The 16,211-nt window shown below is 43.3% G+C and carries 14 protein-coding genes; 6 read left to right on the top strand and 8 right to left on the bottom strand.

Annotation, left to right across the window (positions count from 1 at the left end):
* Window positions 1-329 precede the first annotated feature (329 nt).
* Both ACSAZL_RS22040 and serB read right to left on the bottom strand, forming a co-directional pair.
* Complete coding sequence (locus ACSAZL_RS22040; RefSeq protein WP_440946678.1) at window positions 330-1,187, bottom strand: coiled-coil protein; 858 nt, start codon at window positions 1,185-1,187, stop codon at window positions 330-332.
* A 40-nt stretch (window positions 1,188-1,227) separates the two neighbouring features.
* The gene (gene serB, locus ACSAZL_RS22035) at window positions 1,228-1,923 is read right to left on the bottom strand and encodes a phosphoserine phosphatase SerB (protein WP_440946677.1); all 696 of its coding nucleotides are present in this window, start codon (window positions 1,921-1,923) and stop codon (window positions 1,228-1,230) included.
* A 414-nt stretch (window positions 1,924-2,337) separates the two neighbouring features.
* Here serB and ACSAZL_RS22030 point away from each other — a divergent pair, with 414 nt between their 5' ends.
* Window positions 2,338-3,168 (top strand): F420-dependent methylenetetrahydromethanopterin dehydrogenase, encoded by an 831-nt coding sequence (locus tag ACSAZL_RS22030; protein ID WP_440948934.1) that lies wholly within the window; start codon window positions 2,338-2,340, stop codon window positions 3,166-3,168.
* A 178-nt stretch (window positions 3,169-3,346) separates the two neighbouring features.
* Here ACSAZL_RS22030 and ACSAZL_RS22025 read toward each other — a convergent pair whose 3' ends face one another.
* Together ACSAZL_RS22025 and ACSAZL_RS22020 are read right to left on the bottom strand one after the other, a co-directional pair.
* Window positions 3,347-3,787, bottom strand: coding sequence for a DUF2111 domain-containing protein (locus tag ACSAZL_RS22025; RefSeq protein WP_440948933.1), 441 nt, complete (start codon window positions 3,785-3,787; stop codon window positions 3,347-3,349).
* A 65-nt stretch (window positions 3,788-3,852) separates the two neighbouring features.
* A complete protein-coding gene (locus tag ACSAZL_RS22020; protein WP_440946676.1) occupies window positions 3,853-4,515 on the bottom strand; it encodes a DUF166 domain-containing protein in 663 nt (220 codons plus the stop codon).
* Window positions 4,516-4,684: 169 nt separating this feature from the next.
* On the opposite strand from ACSAZL_RS22020, the gene tmk reads away from it, so the two are divergent.
* Entirely contained in the window at window positions 4,685-5,302 is a 618-nt protein-coding gene (gene tmk / locus ACSAZL_RS22015) for a dTMP kinase (protein WP_440946675.1), read from the top strand.
* Window positions 5,303-5,419: 117 nt separating this feature from the next.
* Here tmk and ACSAZL_RS22010 read toward each other — a convergent pair whose 3' ends face one another.
* Both ACSAZL_RS22010 and ACSAZL_RS22005 read right to left on the bottom strand, forming a co-directional pair.
* Entirely contained in the window at window positions 5,420-5,692 is a 273-nt protein-coding gene (locus tag ACSAZL_RS22010; RefSeq protein ID WP_440946674.1) for a hypothetical protein, read from the bottom strand.
* Between the two features lie 137 nt (window positions 5,693-5,829).
* Window positions 5,830-6,567: a HisA/HisF-related TIM barrel protein gene (locus ACSAZL_RS22005; protein WP_440946673.1), complete on the bottom strand. Its 738-nt coding sequence runs from the start codon at window positions 6,565-6,567 to the stop codon at window positions 5,830-5,832.
* A gap of 112 nt (window positions 6,568-6,679) precedes the next feature.
* Between ACSAZL_RS22005 and ACSAZL_RS22000 the strand changes: the two genes are divergently transcribed.
* Together ACSAZL_RS22000 and ACSAZL_RS21995 are read left to right on the top strand one after the other, a co-directional pair.
* The gene (locus tag ACSAZL_RS22000) at window positions 6,680-7,384 is read left to right on the top strand and encodes a (5-formylfuran-3-yl)methyl phosphate synthase (protein WP_440946672.1); all 705 of its coding nucleotides are present in this window, start codon (window positions 6,680-6,682) and stop codon (window positions 7,382-7,384) included.
* Window positions 7,385-7,490: 106 nt separating this feature from the next.
* Window positions 7,491-8,060 carry a metal-dependent hydrolase gene (locus tag ACSAZL_RS21995; protein WP_440946671.1) on the top strand — a complete coding sequence of 190 codons (570 nt, stop codon included), beginning with the start codon at window positions 7,491-7,493 and terminating at the stop codon, window positions 8,058-8,060.
* A 194-nt stretch (window positions 8,061-8,254) separates the two neighbouring features.
* Here ACSAZL_RS21995 and ACSAZL_RS21990 read toward each other — a convergent pair whose 3' ends face one another.
* Window positions 8,255-10,063: a DUF6541 family protein gene (locus tag ACSAZL_RS21990; RefSeq protein WP_440946670.1), complete on the bottom strand. Its 1,809-nt coding sequence runs from the start codon at window positions 10,061-10,063 to the stop codon at window positions 8,255-8,257.
* Window positions 10,064-10,796: 733 nt separating this feature from the next.
* A complete protein-coding gene (locus ACSAZL_RS21985; RefSeq protein WP_440946669.1) occupies window positions 10,797-11,702 on the bottom strand; it encodes a polysaccharide deacetylase family protein in 906 nt (301 codons plus the stop codon).
* A 399-nt stretch (window positions 11,703-12,101) separates the two neighbouring features.
* Here ACSAZL_RS21985 and ACSAZL_RS21980 point away from each other — a divergent pair, with 399 nt between their 5' ends.
* Window positions 12,102-12,389, top strand: coding sequence for a hypothetical protein (locus tag ACSAZL_RS21980; protein WP_440946668.1), 288 nt, complete (start codon window positions 12,102-12,104; stop codon window positions 12,387-12,389).
* Window positions 12,390-13,928: 1,539 nt separating this feature from the next.
* The gene (locus ACSAZL_RS21975; protein ID WP_440946667.1) at window positions 13,929-15,947 is read left to right on the top strand and encodes a disaggregatase related repeat-containing protein; all 2,019 of its coding nucleotides are present in this window, start codon (window positions 13,929-13,931) and stop codon (window positions 15,945-15,947) included.
* Window positions 15,948-16,211: the final 264 nt, after the last annotated feature.

The following is a 16,211-nucleotide window of genomic DNA, read 5'->3' as shown; positions in this document are numbered from 1 at the left end:
TGCACAGCAGAGAAGGTAGAAAAATTAGCTGCCGAAGACAGAAGAATTAGCTATTAAAGGTAAAAATCCCAGCCGTGCAAAAATCTACGAACAAAATTAGCCGTGAACAGGAAGCGGCTAAGAATGAAAGCTTACAAAAAAAAGCCGGTAAACATTAAAAAAGCCGGTCAATGTCAAAAAAACCAGTCAACGTCAAAAAAGCCAGCATTAAACAGGCAGCAGATTCCGGCACTGCACCGGCAAAAGAAAAAAGAGTGCAGATAAAGGTTTGAGCCCTTCACCTGCCATGGAAATTAGAAATCCAGCGAACAAATCTATTCTATAATTGATTAGACTAAACCGGACCGCTGAAGAGTCATCAGGTCTTCGGTAGTGAGCTTTGCCCCGCCCTTGAACTTCTCGAAAATGGATTTGGCGTCCTTCTGAAGTTCGGACTTGACGACACGGGACTTTCCGTCCTTGTCTTTCTTCTTAAGCTTGAAGATTTCTTTATCGAGATCCCTGATTTCCTTCTGGGCATTGATGAAAATCTTGTGCTGTTCGTCAGCTGCTTCCTGGGCTTTTACAAATTCGCGGTGTGCGATGTCCGACTCTGCCCTGGTCCTGTCAGCTTCCTTGAAGGCGGTAATCATTTTCTCGTGGTATTCCTGGGCCTGCCTGGCATACTCGGCAAGTTCGTTGTGGAACTCCGAAGCTTCGTCCCTGATCTTCTGGGCTTCGTCCAGAATGTTTTTCAGTTCGAGGTTGCCCTCAAGCTGGACTTTTTTAACCTGGTACTGTTTCTGAAGCTGGGTGATCTTACCAACGAGTTCCCTTTCCTTGCTGGTGCTAAGGACTTCGGTCTGCTGGGTGAATTCAAGACGGTCGATGTCTTTCCTCAGGGCTTTGATTGAGGGGCCACCAAGGTTGTTCTGCTTTCTGATGGAATCTGCCTTTGCAAAGAGTTCATTTGCTCTGGCATTGGTCTCATCGCGCTTGTTCTTATATTCACTGACCTTCTCGTTGATCTCGTCCCTGAGAACTTTCAGTTCCTGGGCTTCGTTGATAAGGTCTTTCGTCTTCTTGTTAAGGTCGTTGCGCTTAGCGGCAAGAGCACTGGCCTCAGCGTTCAAAGTGTTCCTTTTTTCCTTGGATTCTTCAGAAATGTCCTTCAGATCTGATCTTTTTTTCTGCAATTCCTTTAGCATCTCTTATTGTGCCTCCCGGTCCAGCAAAAAAGCTGGCATTTTAGTAGTGTTCGATGTCGACATGCTGTGCCTGATTACAACATTGATAAGAAAGAGATTCAAGAACAGGGATCACGGCTCTAAGATCTTTTATTGTTATAACCACGTCCGCATATTCCCTAAGGATGGGCTTTGGATTGAAAGCTATGGCAAACCCTGCTATCTCAAAGATACAGGCATCATTTGCGCCGTCCCCGACAACCACACACTGCTCGGGCCTGACATTGTAGAGCCAGGCCAATTCCTCGAACACCTTTGCTTTGGAGTCGCTCTGTGTGACAGGACCGACAACTTCGCCCGTGAGGCAGCCGTCTTCCACAAGCAGTTCGTTAGAAACGACGAAATCAATACCAAGCGTTTTACCTACCCTTTCGGCAGCAATGGTAAACCCACCGGAAATCATAGCAGTCTTATACCCTCGTTGTTTAACGTACAGAACAAGTTCAGCTGCTCCAGGCATAAGATTGATCTGATTTACGGCATCCAGGGCGGTTTCAAGGGGAAGCCCCTTAAGAAGTCGGACCCTTTCTGCAAGCGCTTGCTCGAAATCGAGATCTCCATACATCGCTCTCTTCGTAATCTCCTCTACCTTGCTAACAACACCTGCGGCCCTGGCGAGCTCATCGATGGTCTCAGCGTCTATAAGGGTGCTATCCATATCAAAAACAATAAGTTTGTTTTCAGTAGAATTATGCATAGGACAGTTCACGCAATCAAAACCTGGACCTGAATATCTATAGACATAGCGGGACAATTTCCCGAAAAAGGGCATGCCACCCGAAGCACCGTTTTCAGCGGTACCCCCGCAGCCTGATGTATATGCGCCCTAACATTAAAAGCCCACCAACGGATAAAGTTCTTCAAATTATAATGCGGGTTTCGCGAAACAAAACCACAAAACAACAGCATTGATGTCAACGTTTTTGAGTGAAATAAATCACATCCCTTTTAAGCTTTTCGGAGGACCCGCAAAAGATACCGAATAATGATTATAAATAGGACACAAATATATAAAATAAGGGTGATATGAGAGAGAGATTGCCAAAAGGATTATAAACCCTTTAGGAATTCCAGTATTGAAGAAAAAGGTCAACACAGGATTTTGAGAAAAATGGTCAACATAGGCTTTATAAAAATGGGCAACCTGGGAATGAGCCAGGTTATCAATCTGATCCAGGATGAAATTGCAGCGCGCGAGGGAATCACCGTAAGAGTATTCGGTACTGGTGCCAAAATGGGCCCTGCCGATGCTGCAGAGACTGAAAGCTTCAAGCAGTGGAATGCTGACTTCGTGGTAATGATCAGTCCTAATGCAGCAGCGCCGGGCCCTACCGCAGCCCGTGAAATCTGGAAGGACGTTCCTTGCATCGTAGTTTCAGACGGTCCCACAAAAAAGGAAGCCCGCGAGGCTTTTGAGCAGGAAGGTTTCGGATACATCATCCTTCCGGTAGATCCCCTCATCGGAGCAAAGAGGGAATTCCTCGACCCCGTAGAGATGGCATCCTTCAATTCCGATGCTATGAAAGTGCTTTCTGTCTGTGGTGTTGTAAGACTTATCCAGGAAGAGCTCGACAGAGTAACAGAACAGGTAGCATCCGGAAAGTCAGGAAAAGACCTCGAACTTCCGCACATCTTCGCAAAACCAGAGAAATGCGTTGAACACGCAGGCTTTGCAAACCCTTATGCAAAGGCAAAAGCTCTTGCTGCCCTTCACATGGCTGAGAAAGTCGCACAGGTTAACTTCCCTGCTTGCTTCATGTTAAAAGAAATCGAACAGGTCTGCCTCACAGCCGCAGCCGGGCATGAAATCATGGGAGCTGCAGCAATACTTGCAACTCAGGCAAGGGAAATCGAAAAGTCCAACGACACAGTCTTCAGACAGCCCCACGCAAAGAACGGAACCCTGCTGAAAAAGATCAAACTATACGAAAAGCCAGAGTAAATACCGGAAAACTCTCCCCGGTTTTAAAACTCATACCCTGGATTTCATCAAAAACTGGAGGAAATGGAAAAATGTCCCTCTCAAACCTTGAAAAAGAGGTGAGGGGCAAAATCCTCCAATAAAAAGCAGTTCTTTTTTTCCTTTTCTTTATAGAATGTTTTTGTAATCTTCTTCAGATTCATTTTTTTGCATGTTCTACTTCTTCCAGCACGGAAGTATATTCCTGAAAGACGGAGGGAAGATCAATTGTAGCCAGAAGGTCCACAATCCCCAGAGCCGCAATAACTTTCCCGTCCTTTGAACGGATGGGAGCAACTACCACATGTTTTCCACGGTACATGCCTTCTGCGGGAACTTCATGAGCAACTTTGTTGGTCTTTAACACCTCTTCGAGTACGGGGCCTGTATAGTCCCTGTCAAGGACCTTTCCCTTTTCCAGGCGAAGCCCTTTTCGTTTGAGGCTTCTGATGGTGGTAGGGAGTCCCGTTAGCGAATGAACTGCAGCTGCTATTGGCTCAAGATCTTCAGGACCTGAATCTTCTGATATAGATAGGGAAATAATGTTTTCACCCCCAAAAAGTACTTGGCGACCGGTACAGGCAAAAAACGGGAATTTCAGAAATTAAAAAATTGAGCCCCATTTTTCTGCCATATTTAGAATATATTTTTCCAAAGAATATATAATCACTCCTCATTCTCAAGCGCTTTTATGAGCGCTTGCTTATGCAGTTCTCCAGACTCGTGAATCCCCCCCATGTCGCCCCTGGAAGCCCGGCAGGGATAGTGCTGGACCAGCAGCCCGGCTTTAGGAGGGGCATCTTTTACCGGCATCCCAACAATCTCCTTTGCCATATACCATGTACTTCCACATGGAGCGCCTTTTACAACCTCAACTTTAGCTATTTTCCCGTCCTCCGTCTTAACTTTCAAGATGGGAGACCCGAAAATCTCAGCAAAAGGACGGTTAGCAGAATTGGGTTCGAGAGTGCAGCAAATTTCATCCACCTCTATGTCCATTCCGGAAGCTTCGGAAATTCTTTTAAGTTCTGGAACAGACGCCCTGGAAGCCCCTCCCGGCACTATCAAAGAGCGCACCCCGGCTTCTGCGGCAAGTTTTGCAATTGCTGAGGTCAGGTCAGGATGCAGGGAATAGGTAACCACAATGTCGGCAGAAAAGACTTCCCGGTCGAAATTCAGGTTTTCCAGAAACTCATCCGGCTCCTCGATGAATACGGGCACGAACTCGGGCAGATCGGCAGTTACAACTGAAAAATCACTGTGTTCCTTTACAGTTTCAATAAGGCGGTGCCCGTACTTGCCCCGTGTGATAACTCCTATTACGGTCATTACTTTAAGCTATTTTTAATGTTTACATAAATAGATACTCATTTTATCTCCGCCTTTAACATTATCTCTGCCTTTACACGTCAGCTAGCCGGAGCTTTCTGTAGAGTATAAATACAGATAGTGCGTTTGAATGAAAACTGTGAAGAAAAAAATAAGAAAGGCGGTCCTTATGCGAGGCAAACTGATCACACTTGAGGGTATTGACGGTTCAGGCAAAAGTACGGTTGCAAAAAAACTTCAGGAAAACCCTGAACTTCGGGTTTTTGAGCCGGTCTTTACCAGAGAGCCGACACGAGGTACCCTAACCGGAAATGCTGTCGAAAATGCCATTCGGTCGGATACCGACCAGCTTGCTGAACTCTTCCTTTTCACAGCTGACCATGCCGAGCACCTGGCAAAGCTTGTAAAGCCTGCCCTTGAAAACGGGAAAACCGTGATTTCGGATCGTTATTCCGACAGCCGCTATGCATATCAGGGGATAACCCTTAAAAATCGCCTCGAGAACCCGCTTGAATGGGTAAGGAACCTTCACAGAGGCTGGACCGTTGTTCCGGACCTTACTATTCTCTTTGACATCGAACCCGAGATTGCAGTTAAACGCTGTGGGAAACGGGGAGAACAAACTAAATTCGAAAAGATAGAATTCTTGCGGGGAGTCCGAGAGCTTTTCCTCAGACTTGCCGCAGAAGAGCCGGACCGTTTTATAGTGGTCGACTCTTCCGGTTCTCCGGAAGATGTGGAAAAAACAGTGGTGAAAAAAATTCTCGACTTTGTCCAAAGGGGTTAAACAAGATATTGCCGGGACTTGAAAACCAAATAATCGGACATGAAAAGTAAATAACCCTGGACATGGAAAAAATATAGAACTAAAACCTAAAAATAAAAGAAGAAAGTGAATGTCCGGTTAGAGCTCGTTATCATCTGCAAATTTGATAAGAGCTTCCCCGAGCATCCGGACATGCGAGGGGTTGAGATTGAAACGGGACTTTTTCATGCCCCCACGCTCTTTTGCGAGCTCTACGTATTCCTTTTCGAAACGGTCGCTGTGCGCCAGAGAGATAGTCATATACCATCCACCTCCCATCTTGATCTCCACATACCCGTCTCCACTGCTTTCTCCGGTGTGTTCTTCTACTGGCTCTTCAATGCTTTCCTCAGGTGCCTTTCTTTTCGCCATACTGTAACCTCGTAAACTCTTTGCTTCAATGCTGAAATCCGATGATCTGGATATAAATCTGCGAATTGGATTATAAAGATACTTAATGCTTTATATACCAGGGCATAAGGCAGGAATAAATCTTTCCCGGAAATTCGTTAATCATCCTTTTTTATCTGTTCAAGCCCCGGATTCATCACTTTCAGAGGGACCGCCCCTGAGTGGATTGCAGTTGCTACCAGAGCGCCCTTTATACCTAGCCTGTCAAGAGCAAAAAGGTCCTCCATACCCCTGACCCCTCCTGCAAGCAGTACATCGTGTACGGAGGTCTCAGCCAGTTTGCGCAGAAATTCCGGGTCAAAGCCCGAAGCTGTTCCGACCCTGTCGAGGTCCAGGAAAATCAGGTCTTTTAAGGGAAACCCGTTAAGAAGCCTTACAATTTCAAAGGGGTCTTCAGGGATCTCAGGGTCCTGTTTCAGGATTTTTCCATGTTTGACATCGATACTGACACTGATACGTCCCGGATATCTGGAAGCTGCGTCCCTGATTACTGCAAGCTTGCCGGTCTCGGTCCCGATAACTGCAGTTCCTGCAATGGAAAGGGCTTTGTCCACATCATTTAAAAAAGAGACTCCAAAATCTAGCATAGTATCTGCCTTTGAACTTACCCCCCGGATAATTTCCGCATTAATATCAAGAGGACCTTTACCCTGCAGCGCATTGAGGTCGGCAATGTAGACTTCCCTCGGGTGTAAAGCTTCCACAATTTCCAGGGGAACTGAGGTCCTGCACACAGCACTCGAATTCGAAACAGGGCGGTAATTCTCCCTTACCCCGCCTTTTGCAAGAACCACGTTACGGTTAAATATATCCATTACAAAGACTACTCGGAACATACTTATTCGATAGTTACATCATCCTATAAAAAAATATAAAATAAGATTTATTGTATAAAAGGATCAATATACATCAAAAAAAATTTAACTTCATATTAACTAGAGGCTTTCTATGAAACTGCTTGTAAGTCCAATCAACAGGGAGGAGGCGATTATCGCTTCTTTAGGCGGCGCGGACATTGTAGATGTCAAAAACCCAAAAGAAGGTTCCCTCGGAGCCAATTTCCCCTGGGTAATCAGGGATGTTAAAGAGGTTGTAAACGGCAGGCAACCGATAAGCGCAACAATAGGAGATTTCAATTACAAACCCGGAACTGCCTCCCTTGCAGCCCTTGGAGCCGCAGTCGCAGGAGCAGATTACATAAAAGTAGGCCTGTACGATATCCAGACCGAGGCACAGGCCCTTGAACTGCTCACAAAGGTCACGCAAGCCGTAAAAGATTATGACCCCTCAAAAAAGGTTGTTGCTTCAGGATATTCGGACTACGAACGTATCAATTCGATTTCTCCTCTCTTACTCCCCGCAGTTGCCGCAGAGGCAGGAGTAGATGTGGTAATGGTAGATACAGGTATCAAGGATGGGAAATCTACCTTCGAATTCATGGATGAAAAGGAGCTGAAGGAGTTTACTGACCTTGCTCACGAATGCGGGCTGGAAAATGCAATTGCCGGTTCCCTGAAGTTCGAAGACCTTCCGGTACTCGAAAGAATAGGTCCCGATATAATTGGCGTCCGAGGGATGGTCTGCGGCGGGGACCGGAGAACTGCGATCAGGCAGGAACTGGTAGAAAAGCTCGTAGCTGAGTGCCAGGTCTGAAAAGTTCTGTTCACAGTAGAGTATCAAACAGTAGAAACCTGTGCTGGCATGTCTTCCCGGCAGGCCGGCCAAAAAATAATTATACACAACCAACTTTTTTAATCTGATGTTTATTCTCGGACATATAGGCATTACCCTGGGGATCTTCTATTTCCTGAGCCGGTTATTGCCAAAAAAGAATATTCCGGTAGATTTTAAGTGGATAGCCTTTGGGGCTCTCCTTCCGGACTTTATCGACAAACCCCTTGGCAGGATAATCCTTGCTGAGACTATAGGCAGCGGGCGGATCTTTGCCCATACCCTCCTCTTTGCAATCCTGCTGGGGCTGCTTGCAGCTTACGCCTTCTACCAGAAAGGCTGGACGGTACCCCTCATTGTTGCAGGAGCTTCATTCTGTCACCTGCTTGAAGACCAGATATGGAACTCCCCTGAAGTCCTTTTCTGGCCGTTTCTGGGCTGGAAGTTTCCAAAAGATACGCTCTCCGGAGGCTTTATCGAATACTTCATGAAAATTTTGAATAATTCATACAATCCGGCTTCCGCTGGCGTATTTATCCCGGAAATAGTAGGTTTAAGCATTATACTCCTCTTTGCGGCAAGTCGGATCAGGTCAAAAATAGAAGCAAAAAATATCAGCTCTCAGACAATGAAAGAAAAAGCAAAAGAACAGGACTAAAAAAGTAGTATCTGAAATGTAGTATCTGAAATCGGTTGATATACATATTTAAAAACCGAAATCTTTCGCTTCACTCTCCTGCGTCTATTAGTCCTCTTGAGCGAGCGAAGCGAGTGAAAAGGACTTCGTGCTCCCGAAGCGAAACTCGGGAAGCGCAACTCGGGAAGCGCAACTCGGGGGCAATTCCGTCAGACTCAAGAACTGTGTTCGTAGATTTTTATGTCAAGGGAATCGTAAATCTTGCACAGAGGCCTATTGTCCTGAGTTTCGGAGCTGTTTCCGGCTGAGGAACTCAGATTATCGGATACTGATTTTTCCTCATTCAGAGCCTCTGAAAAAGTTGTTACGACAAGATAGAAAGATCCGGCCGTGGTGGGATTTTTCAAAGACACTACATCCTCAGGACGGTTTGCAGCGGCTGACCCGGAAGTGGCATAAACCTCAGGAAATGCTTCATATTGGCCCGGACTGCCGGCAGAATTTCCTGAAAACATGAGATCCGCTTTTTCTCCGGAATACAGAACATACGGATATGCGGCTTTTGATCCGGTCAGCCAGTTCATTCCCTCCACCTCATTCTGTGCGACAGCTTCCGAGATACCGCCTGCATACGGGGAACTGAAACAGCTGAAAAACCCTAAAGTCCAGAGAAGCCCCAGAGCCAGGATTGTAGCGACAAGTCCGGGGGTATGCCCCTTCCTGAGAAGAACAATGTAAAGAGAGTACCCCAGAAGCGGGATCTGGGCAAAGATGATGAAACTTAAGTTTACAAATCGGTCAGGAGGGTAAGGAATGAAGGGGTTTAAGAGAAAACCCAGCTCCAGAAAGAACGAAACTATATACAGGAATAAAAAGCGAGGGTACCTGCGGACAAAGTGGTGGCAAAAACGCTTACGGTTCTGCCATACGATTACTGTATTGACTCCAATGAAAATCAACGGGATATAGTACTTGCCGTAATAAAGGTTGAAAAGGTTTATGAACTCGAAAATCCCGGGTTCCATGCTTGGAATCGTGGCAAACCCCGCATCTATCATGGCCTCGATACGCAGGGTAAGAGCCGGGAGAAAAATACCGAAAAACACCGAAGCATACTTTGCGCAGAGCAAGAAGCCTCCCGAAGTAAATGATAGGAAGATAAAGAGAGGAACTATTTTTCCAGAAGAGCTGGAAAGGGGATCCTGAGCGAGATTTTTAAGACTACGGATTTTTTTAATGAGTCCTGACTGCATGGCTTTACCTGCAAAAGTGAGCAGAAAAGCGAAACATACCAGGTAAGTAAAGATAAAAGGATGAGCTAACGGGAGCAAAGGCATCATAACAAGCAAACAAACGATCGAAGCCTTCCTGTTTTTATCGGAGATCGCATTCCACAGCAAGAGAAGATAGATAGGAATAAGGCAGAAACTGAGATAATAGGGGACCGTTGAGACCTGGAAATGTCCGAAGTATGGAATAACCGAGGAAAGGAAAGTTACTGTAACCAGTTTTTCCCGGCTCATAAAGCCCCGGTAAAAGAGAAACATACCGGTAATAAATATAATCGAAAAGAAAACCGGTAAAAAGTAAGATAATGCCTGTGCCTTCATTCCTGAAGCAAGAGACAGAGCTGAGACCAGTAGGGGACCGGTGGGAGAGAGATCTGAAAAGGCAAAAAGTCCTGAGGAGCCGAAAGCTCCTGCATTTTCTGCCAGAGCCGGGTATGAGAATTCGTCTCCTCTGCCTACTGAAGCGTAACCAAGCATATAGGGGACTATTAACACGATAATATGGACAAGTATCAGGGAGAAGACTGCACCGATCTTCCGAAATGCGAGAAGAACAAAGCAGGAAGAAAGGTAGCAAAAGAGCAGGATCAGGTAAAAGCGGAAAGGAAGCTGCTCATAGATATTGACTGCGTAGCCTTCAGGCTGGATTTCTCTGAGAACAAAGAGGCTGTAAACAAGTAATAGCAGAGAAACCGATGTTATCAGATTTAAGATTTTATTGTTGAGTATAGACAATATGTCCCCCATCCTTTCGGAAAGTTACAGAGTCCGGTTTCCGTACCTTTATATAAGAACTTCCTTGAAACAGAGTCTCTACTCCCATAGAGTATACTTTCACAGGCAGCCTGCGGCAGGTAAACTTCCGTTCTCAAAATTTCCTTCTATCCAAAAATTTCTTTATTTTTCTCCTTTTTAGTTTTCGTGTATCCAATCGCTCAACAGATAATTAATAGTTATGCCTGATGCGCAGGTTGACATGCTCATCCTCAACCGAAATAATTTCATCATAGATAAAAATCCTCAAGAATTAAAGGCTTTCGGGTTTTTATATGGTAATCTACAGACCTTCATTATATTTCCATCATTTTTGAGATACATGAATAAGGTCATAAATTTCTGCTCATTAAGAATAGTAAATATCCATTAACTTGAAACAAATAAGCAGCAAACATCCATTAACTTGAAATAAATAAGCAGCAAACATCCATTAACTTGAAACAAATAAGCAGTTCGCTGAAAAAATCCGGAAAGCAGTTGTCCGAAAATTAGATTTTAAGGAACAGGAGTTCGGTTTCTTTACGAATCCGGAAGCCTTTAGACTTCCTGGCTATGTACCTTTACAGGATTAAATATTAGAGGTTGGATCTGTTTAAGGGAACAGAAAACATTCAAGGAGCAAAAAACATTCGGGGTGCAGGAAAAAAAATCCTGCCCTAAATTTTTTTTATGAGTACCGAAAAGTTTCCTTTTAAACACACGCTACTCCCGGATAATCTCTTAAGCATATTTTCTCAACTTCGTTCAGTTTACTCAGGATATGCCGGATCCTCTGTTCAACAAGCCTCCCTTTTATGCACCAGTAAAAGGGTCTTTTATTTCCAAGAGAGGGGAATCTGGCACAGGAGATATCCAGTGGATGGAAATAGAAAATAGTGTGCCCTCTTTTAAGACTCTGAGTAAGCCCGTCAAGTATGAATGAGGACCCCAGGAATCGAAGCATAGGCCCCCCTGATGCAGGAAACTTGAATCCATGTTGACAATAAGCCCATGGAAACTCAATAAAGTTCCGGTCACTGCTTGCTTCAAGTTCGTTTTCCGCAGGATAATAAGGGAAAGACGAAACATTCCTGAGAGCTGAGTCCGTTTTGTTGTAAAAGGAATTCACGGAAACAGATGAATCATACTTAAATCCCAGCTTTTCGAGAGAATCTACCATCCACCCCCCTACCAGAGCGTTTGGTGCTCTGTAGCCGACCAGCTTTTCTCCGCTGATTTTTTCGAGCATTCTCTTTGCAACCAGAGTCCTTTGCTCAAACTCCTCCACACTCATTAACTGTTTTTTTGTTTCAGGGTCGATTTTGCAGGCATGATTCAGCCCGTGGCATGCAAGCTCATGTCCCCGATCTACAATCAACTCTACCAACCCTGGGTAGTGTTCGATGGTATCCGCAACTACAAAAAAAGTAGCATTTATGTTAAACTCATCAAGAAGATTAAGCACCCTTTTTGTGGGCTCACTCAAGAAATCATATCTGCCGTTCCAGTTCTTGAAGAATTCGTCTACATTCCTGTAGACCGAAAACGGAGAACTGCAGACAGAAGGAATATGATACCAATCTTCAAGATCTACAGTAACTGAAAGACTACCGTACATTAAATCCCCTCACTCCGAGCTATATTTGCTTTATTGTGAAACCAGAATGGAAGTTCCACTAAGAATGGGAATTTGGCAACTATGATTCCCCACTGGCTTAGAAAGCCTCCCCAGCTAAAGTAACACCTTTAGAGTATAAAAGATTTTTTGAGATATCAGAAGGAAGAAAAGGGCAAAGAAACACTGAATTAAAGAAAAATTACTGTAACGGCGAGAACAAAATAAAGAAATTATATCATGCAGATAAGTATTAATAGCAGATAATGGGCATACATAGTCTAAGCAGACACTTATTGAAATTCCCAGGCTTCAGGCAAAGCAAGTTTATTCTTGAATTCAATCTTTTTCCCGAAAAGAGAAGCGTAGATTTCCCTGAAGCAAAACAGATAGAAATCTTTTTTGGAAGAATATCCAGAGGTTCAGAAACCAGAACATTTATTTGAGCCGCTAAAACCTCAGACAATCTTGAGTTGTGAACAATTGGAAAAAAGAGATTACTTTTCAAATTTTCAACATATCGAACAAAATCTTACCTTTTTGAGAAAAAGGCAAGCTCAAAAAGAAACCTCTGGCAGACTCCTGAATATTAGTTGTGTTGCCGGAGAGAGAAAAAATATTATTGTAGGGCCCACAGGATCTGGGAAGAGTACTGTAGGATATGAAAAAACCAGAAAAATTATTACTTGATATGGAGGATAAATTCAAAAATTTGAAAAGCTGTTTCCAGCTATTGAAGCTGTTTATCTTGATATCAATACCATATTGAGTTGAGTTTTAAGAAATGTAGTTGAATGGAACAACAGGAAAGTCAGGCTGTAAAGAGAAAAATGCACTTTATTAAAGAAATACGACAGACCGAAGGAAAAGATGGTGCTACATTCATTTTTAGTTGAGTTAGTTGCTCTCCTTTCTATATAAAGAACTATTACAGAATTCCTTCCCATGAAGGTTTACCTGCAGGCATAGACCAACCGCACATAATGAAGAATATTCAGCATAAGAAAAAAGAAGTTATAATGTTGAAATTTCAGGGTTTGAGACTGGCAGAAAGCAGGAATCGTAGAAATCCAATCTGATGAAACGACGGCTTTAGAATCACTCCATTTTAGCCAGCAGAGAGGTGAGTAAGACAGAGAAGTGAAGAAGACAGAAATAATTTAGCTCGAATTCTGTTGCGGAATAATTCTGGAGAAAAGAACAACCTGAATTATTTGTTCATTACTCCTACAGGTTGGACAAAGAGATTACTACGTACCCCAAGATTGCATGAATTTAAAAAACAGATAAAGGAGACCGCTATACTCATTAATTCAACCAGTTAGTTCTCGAAAATTCACGCAACTTTTTCTCTGAGAAAACTGCTTTTTTCGCCTTAAGGCACGTACAAGAATATAAAGTTTAAAAATCTTTATAAAAATGTTTAAAAAAATACCAAAAATATTTTATAATAGAATCACATAAGCTTTAAAGTCAACTCAGCATAACACAAATAAACAAAAATTTCGCAGATGAGTTGATCGGGCTAAAAGCCACGGCTGACAAAAACAGGAAAATTTGACCTGAAAATATCCTGTAATTATAACAACTTTTGAATAAAAGTCCAGAGCCAGAGCTTCTTACGTCCGTCCACTTCCAAAAACCAGCCACTTGTAACAGTGAGAATAGAGAGTGTAAAATCCTCTGCACCGTGTCCGCCCCACAAAACGCAGAGAACCGAATTGGACAGGTTCAAAAATATTACGAAGACGTAATTAGAATTTTTGAATTACCGTATAGACCCGACATAATTAGATATTTGAGATGAGCTTGGTCTAATTAGATAGTTCGGAAAAACATTACGAGACGTAATATGGAATTTTGAGAAATATCTAGGAAAGAGTATACGATTATCCTGGAATTTTTGAGTTTACTCAAATTCTAAATCCAATCTAGAGGCGATACGATGCTAAAAAAGAATCCAGGAACCCTATTCCTGACAGACAATATGCCTTATTTTAACAACCGTATCAACTGTTGGAGAAATATACAACTATTCCGTAGTTTTTTGAGTTTACCCAAATTCTAAATCCAACCCAAAGGTGATACGATGCTAACAATGAAGCAGGAAACCCCATTCCTGAAAACATGCCTTAATTTAACGGCCGTATGTGCTTTGGGAAATATACTATAAACCTATAAAGTTTTTTTAGTATACTCATATTCCAAATCCAACCCAAAGGTGATACGATGCTAAAAAGACAGATAGGAACCCTATTCCTAGTAGCATGCCTTATTTTAACAACCGTACCCGCTGCGTTAGGCGCACAGAATACAATAACTGTAAATCCGACGTCTGGAACAAATGCCCAGACTGCAATTAATAACGCAATAAATTCTGTAGCAGCCGGAGCAACATCAAGCAACCCGGGATATGTTCTCCTTAGTGCTGGTACTTATCAGATAAGTGCACCTATAATTTTGAAATCTAATGTAATACTGAAAGGTGCAGGCGACGGCACAATAATATATGCTACGGGTTCAGTTTGTAACTCCGAGGGATCACCTGCATATGTATTCGGGTCAGGTGTTTCTAACGTTGAAGTATCTAATCTTCAATTCAAAAGTACAGCAACCGGACCAAGTGACGGAGGCCACGGAGACTATCGAAACTGCATAAAACTCACGTCTTCGACTAACAGTAAAGTACACGACATTTTATTCACTCGCTATCTATATGGTGATGGTGTCAGAATCAGTAAAAGTTCTGGAATAAATGTATACAACTGTAGAATAACATCCTCAGGACACGATGGCGTGTCATTTTTGTCCGGCACCAAGGATTCCAGAATGTATAACTGCTATGTTGAGGTTCAGACCAACACCGGTGTCAGGGTAGACAACTGTGCAAATATTGAAGTGGACCACAATACTTTCACAGGTAACGCCGGGTCTGGCTGGTGCTGTGTTGAACTGGAAAATACACTGACAAATGTGAATGTCCATCACAACATTATGCATGATTACAAAGGATCAAGCAGCAGTGCAGGCATTGGAAATGTTAATGCAAAAGGGTCAATTAGCGTTCATGATAATGTTATGTGGAACGTGTCGCCTTACATTCAGGTAGGTACAGGCTCAAACATATTAGGACCATCTGATCACAGCGTTGAGAATTGGGTAGCAAAAGGATACGGATACGGCTCTCCTGGCAGTGTGTCAAGCTCACAGGATACGACTGTAGATTCGACAGCTGGAACAGAGACCCAGACTGCAGTTAATGAAAATGCTGTAACAGAGACAGAAGAAACCGAAGTTGCAACGATCAATAGTCAGACAACAGTTAATGAAAATGCTGTAACAGAGGCAGAAGAAACCGAAGTTGCAACGATCAATAATCAGACAACAGTTAATGAAAATACTGCAACAGAGACAGAAGAAACCGAAGTTGCAACGATCAATAATCAGACAACAGTTAATGAAAATGCTGCAACAGAGACAGAAGAAACCGAAGTTGCAACGATCAATAATCAGACAACAGTTAATGAAGATGCTGCAACAGAGACAGAAGAAACCGAAGTTGCAACGATCAATAGTCAGACAACAGTTAATGGAAATGCTGCAACAGAAACTGCTTCTGAAAAAGTAGTTGGAACTGATAACACATCGTTAAAGGAAGAGAATGCAACAGGTATTGTCATAGACAACCGCCTCAGGGAAGCTTCACCGGATGTCGTTTACCAGGATAAGGTGTACATCGACATAGGAGGCAGGCCTGGAGTAGGAAGGTACAGAGACCTTCTCCTGTTTGACCTGAGCGAATACAGCGATGCTGAAAATATTACCAATGCAACCCTGTCCCTCTACTGGTATTACCCTGACGGACGGGAAAGGCCGGAAGATACGATAGTAGAGATCTACAGACCTGCTGCAGCCTGGAGTCCGAAAAACGTGACCTGGAACAGCAGGGATGCCGGAGTGCTCTGGACACAGCCTGGAGGAGATTGGTTCGATATGAATAATGTCTCTCAGGGAGATACACCGTACGCTACGATAACCCTCAACGGAAGTGATATCCCGGACAACAGGTACTATGAGCTGAACGTAACCGATCTTGTAAAAGAGTACGTCAGCGACGAGTACGAAAATACAGGGTTCCTGATCAAAGCCCGGACCGAAAATGCGGATTACGTAGCATTCTACAGCAGCGAAATTGAAGATGAGAATAAGTGTCCAACCCTGCATATAGAAGAGAAAGTTGTAGCATAAAAACTCTAACTTCAGGAAAAGAACTCTGAAAGGCTGGAAGTACGGGGTAATAAAAACTTCCGTAACCAGCCTTTGAGTTCTTCCAGCTTTTTTATCAGAAGGAAAAAAATTCAGGCTAAAACCTGTGGAAATGAACTTTTTTGCTTTTCTTGCTTAAACAATCTAATATTACAGTCACTAACAAGGTGACATTCATTGAGACCTAATGGAATGGCTGTAGATGGAGAAAATTCATAGAAGATAATTTTAGATCTAAGTGAGAAT

It is taken from the genome of Methanosarcina mangrovi (assembly GCF_052057765.1).
Lineage (GTDB): Archaea > Halobacteriota > Methanosarcinia > Methanosarcinales > Methanosarcinaceae > Methanosarcina.
This window is presented reverse-complemented; position numbering and strand designations above follow the sequence as displayed.

Bases quoted from the DNA above. Each gene is read 5' to 3' on its own strand.
- tmk (WP_440946675.1), top strand. From the start codon at position 4,685: ATGCGAGGCAAACTGATCACACTTGAGGGTATTGACGGTTCAGGCAAA.
- ACSAZL_RS21995 (WP_440946671.1), top strand. From the start codon at position 7,491: ATGTTTATTCTCGGACATATAGGCATTACCCTGGGGATCTTCTATTTC.
- ACSAZL_RS22030 (WP_440948934.1), top strand. From the start codon at position 2,338: ATGGTCAACATAGGCTTTATAAAAATGGGCAACCTGGGAATGAGCCAG.
- ACSAZL_RS22020 (WP_440946676.1), bottom strand. From the start codon at position 4,515: ATGACCGTAATAGGAGTTATCACACGGGGCAAGTACGGGCACCGCCTT.
- ACSAZL_RS22000 (WP_440946672.1), top strand. From the start codon at position 6,680: ATGAAACTGCTTGTAAGTCCAATCAACAGGGAGGAGGCGATTATCGCT.
- ACSAZL_RS22040 (WP_440946678.1), bottom strand. From the start codon at position 1,187: ATGCTAAAGGAATTGCAGAAAAAAAGATCAGATCTGAAGGACATTTCT.
- ACSAZL_RS21975 (WP_440946667.1), top strand. From the start codon at position 13,929: ATGCTAAAAAGACAGATAGGAACCCTATTCCTAGTAGCATGCCTTATT.
- serB (WP_440946677.1), bottom strand. From the start codon at position 1,923: ATGCATAATTCTACTGAAAACAAACTTATTGTTTTTGATATGGATAGC.
- ACSAZL_RS22005 (WP_440946673.1), bottom strand. From the start codon at position 6,567: ATGTTCCGAGTAGTCTTTGTAATGGATATATTTAACCGTAACGTGGTT.
- ACSAZL_RS22010 (WP_440946674.1), bottom strand. From the start codon at position 5,692: ATGGCGAAAAGAAAGGCACCTGAGGAAAGCATTGAAGAGCCAGTAGAA.
- ACSAZL_RS21985 (WP_440946669.1), bottom strand. From the start codon at position 11,702: ATGTACGGTAGTCTTTCAGTTACTGTAGATCTTGAAGATTGGTATCAT.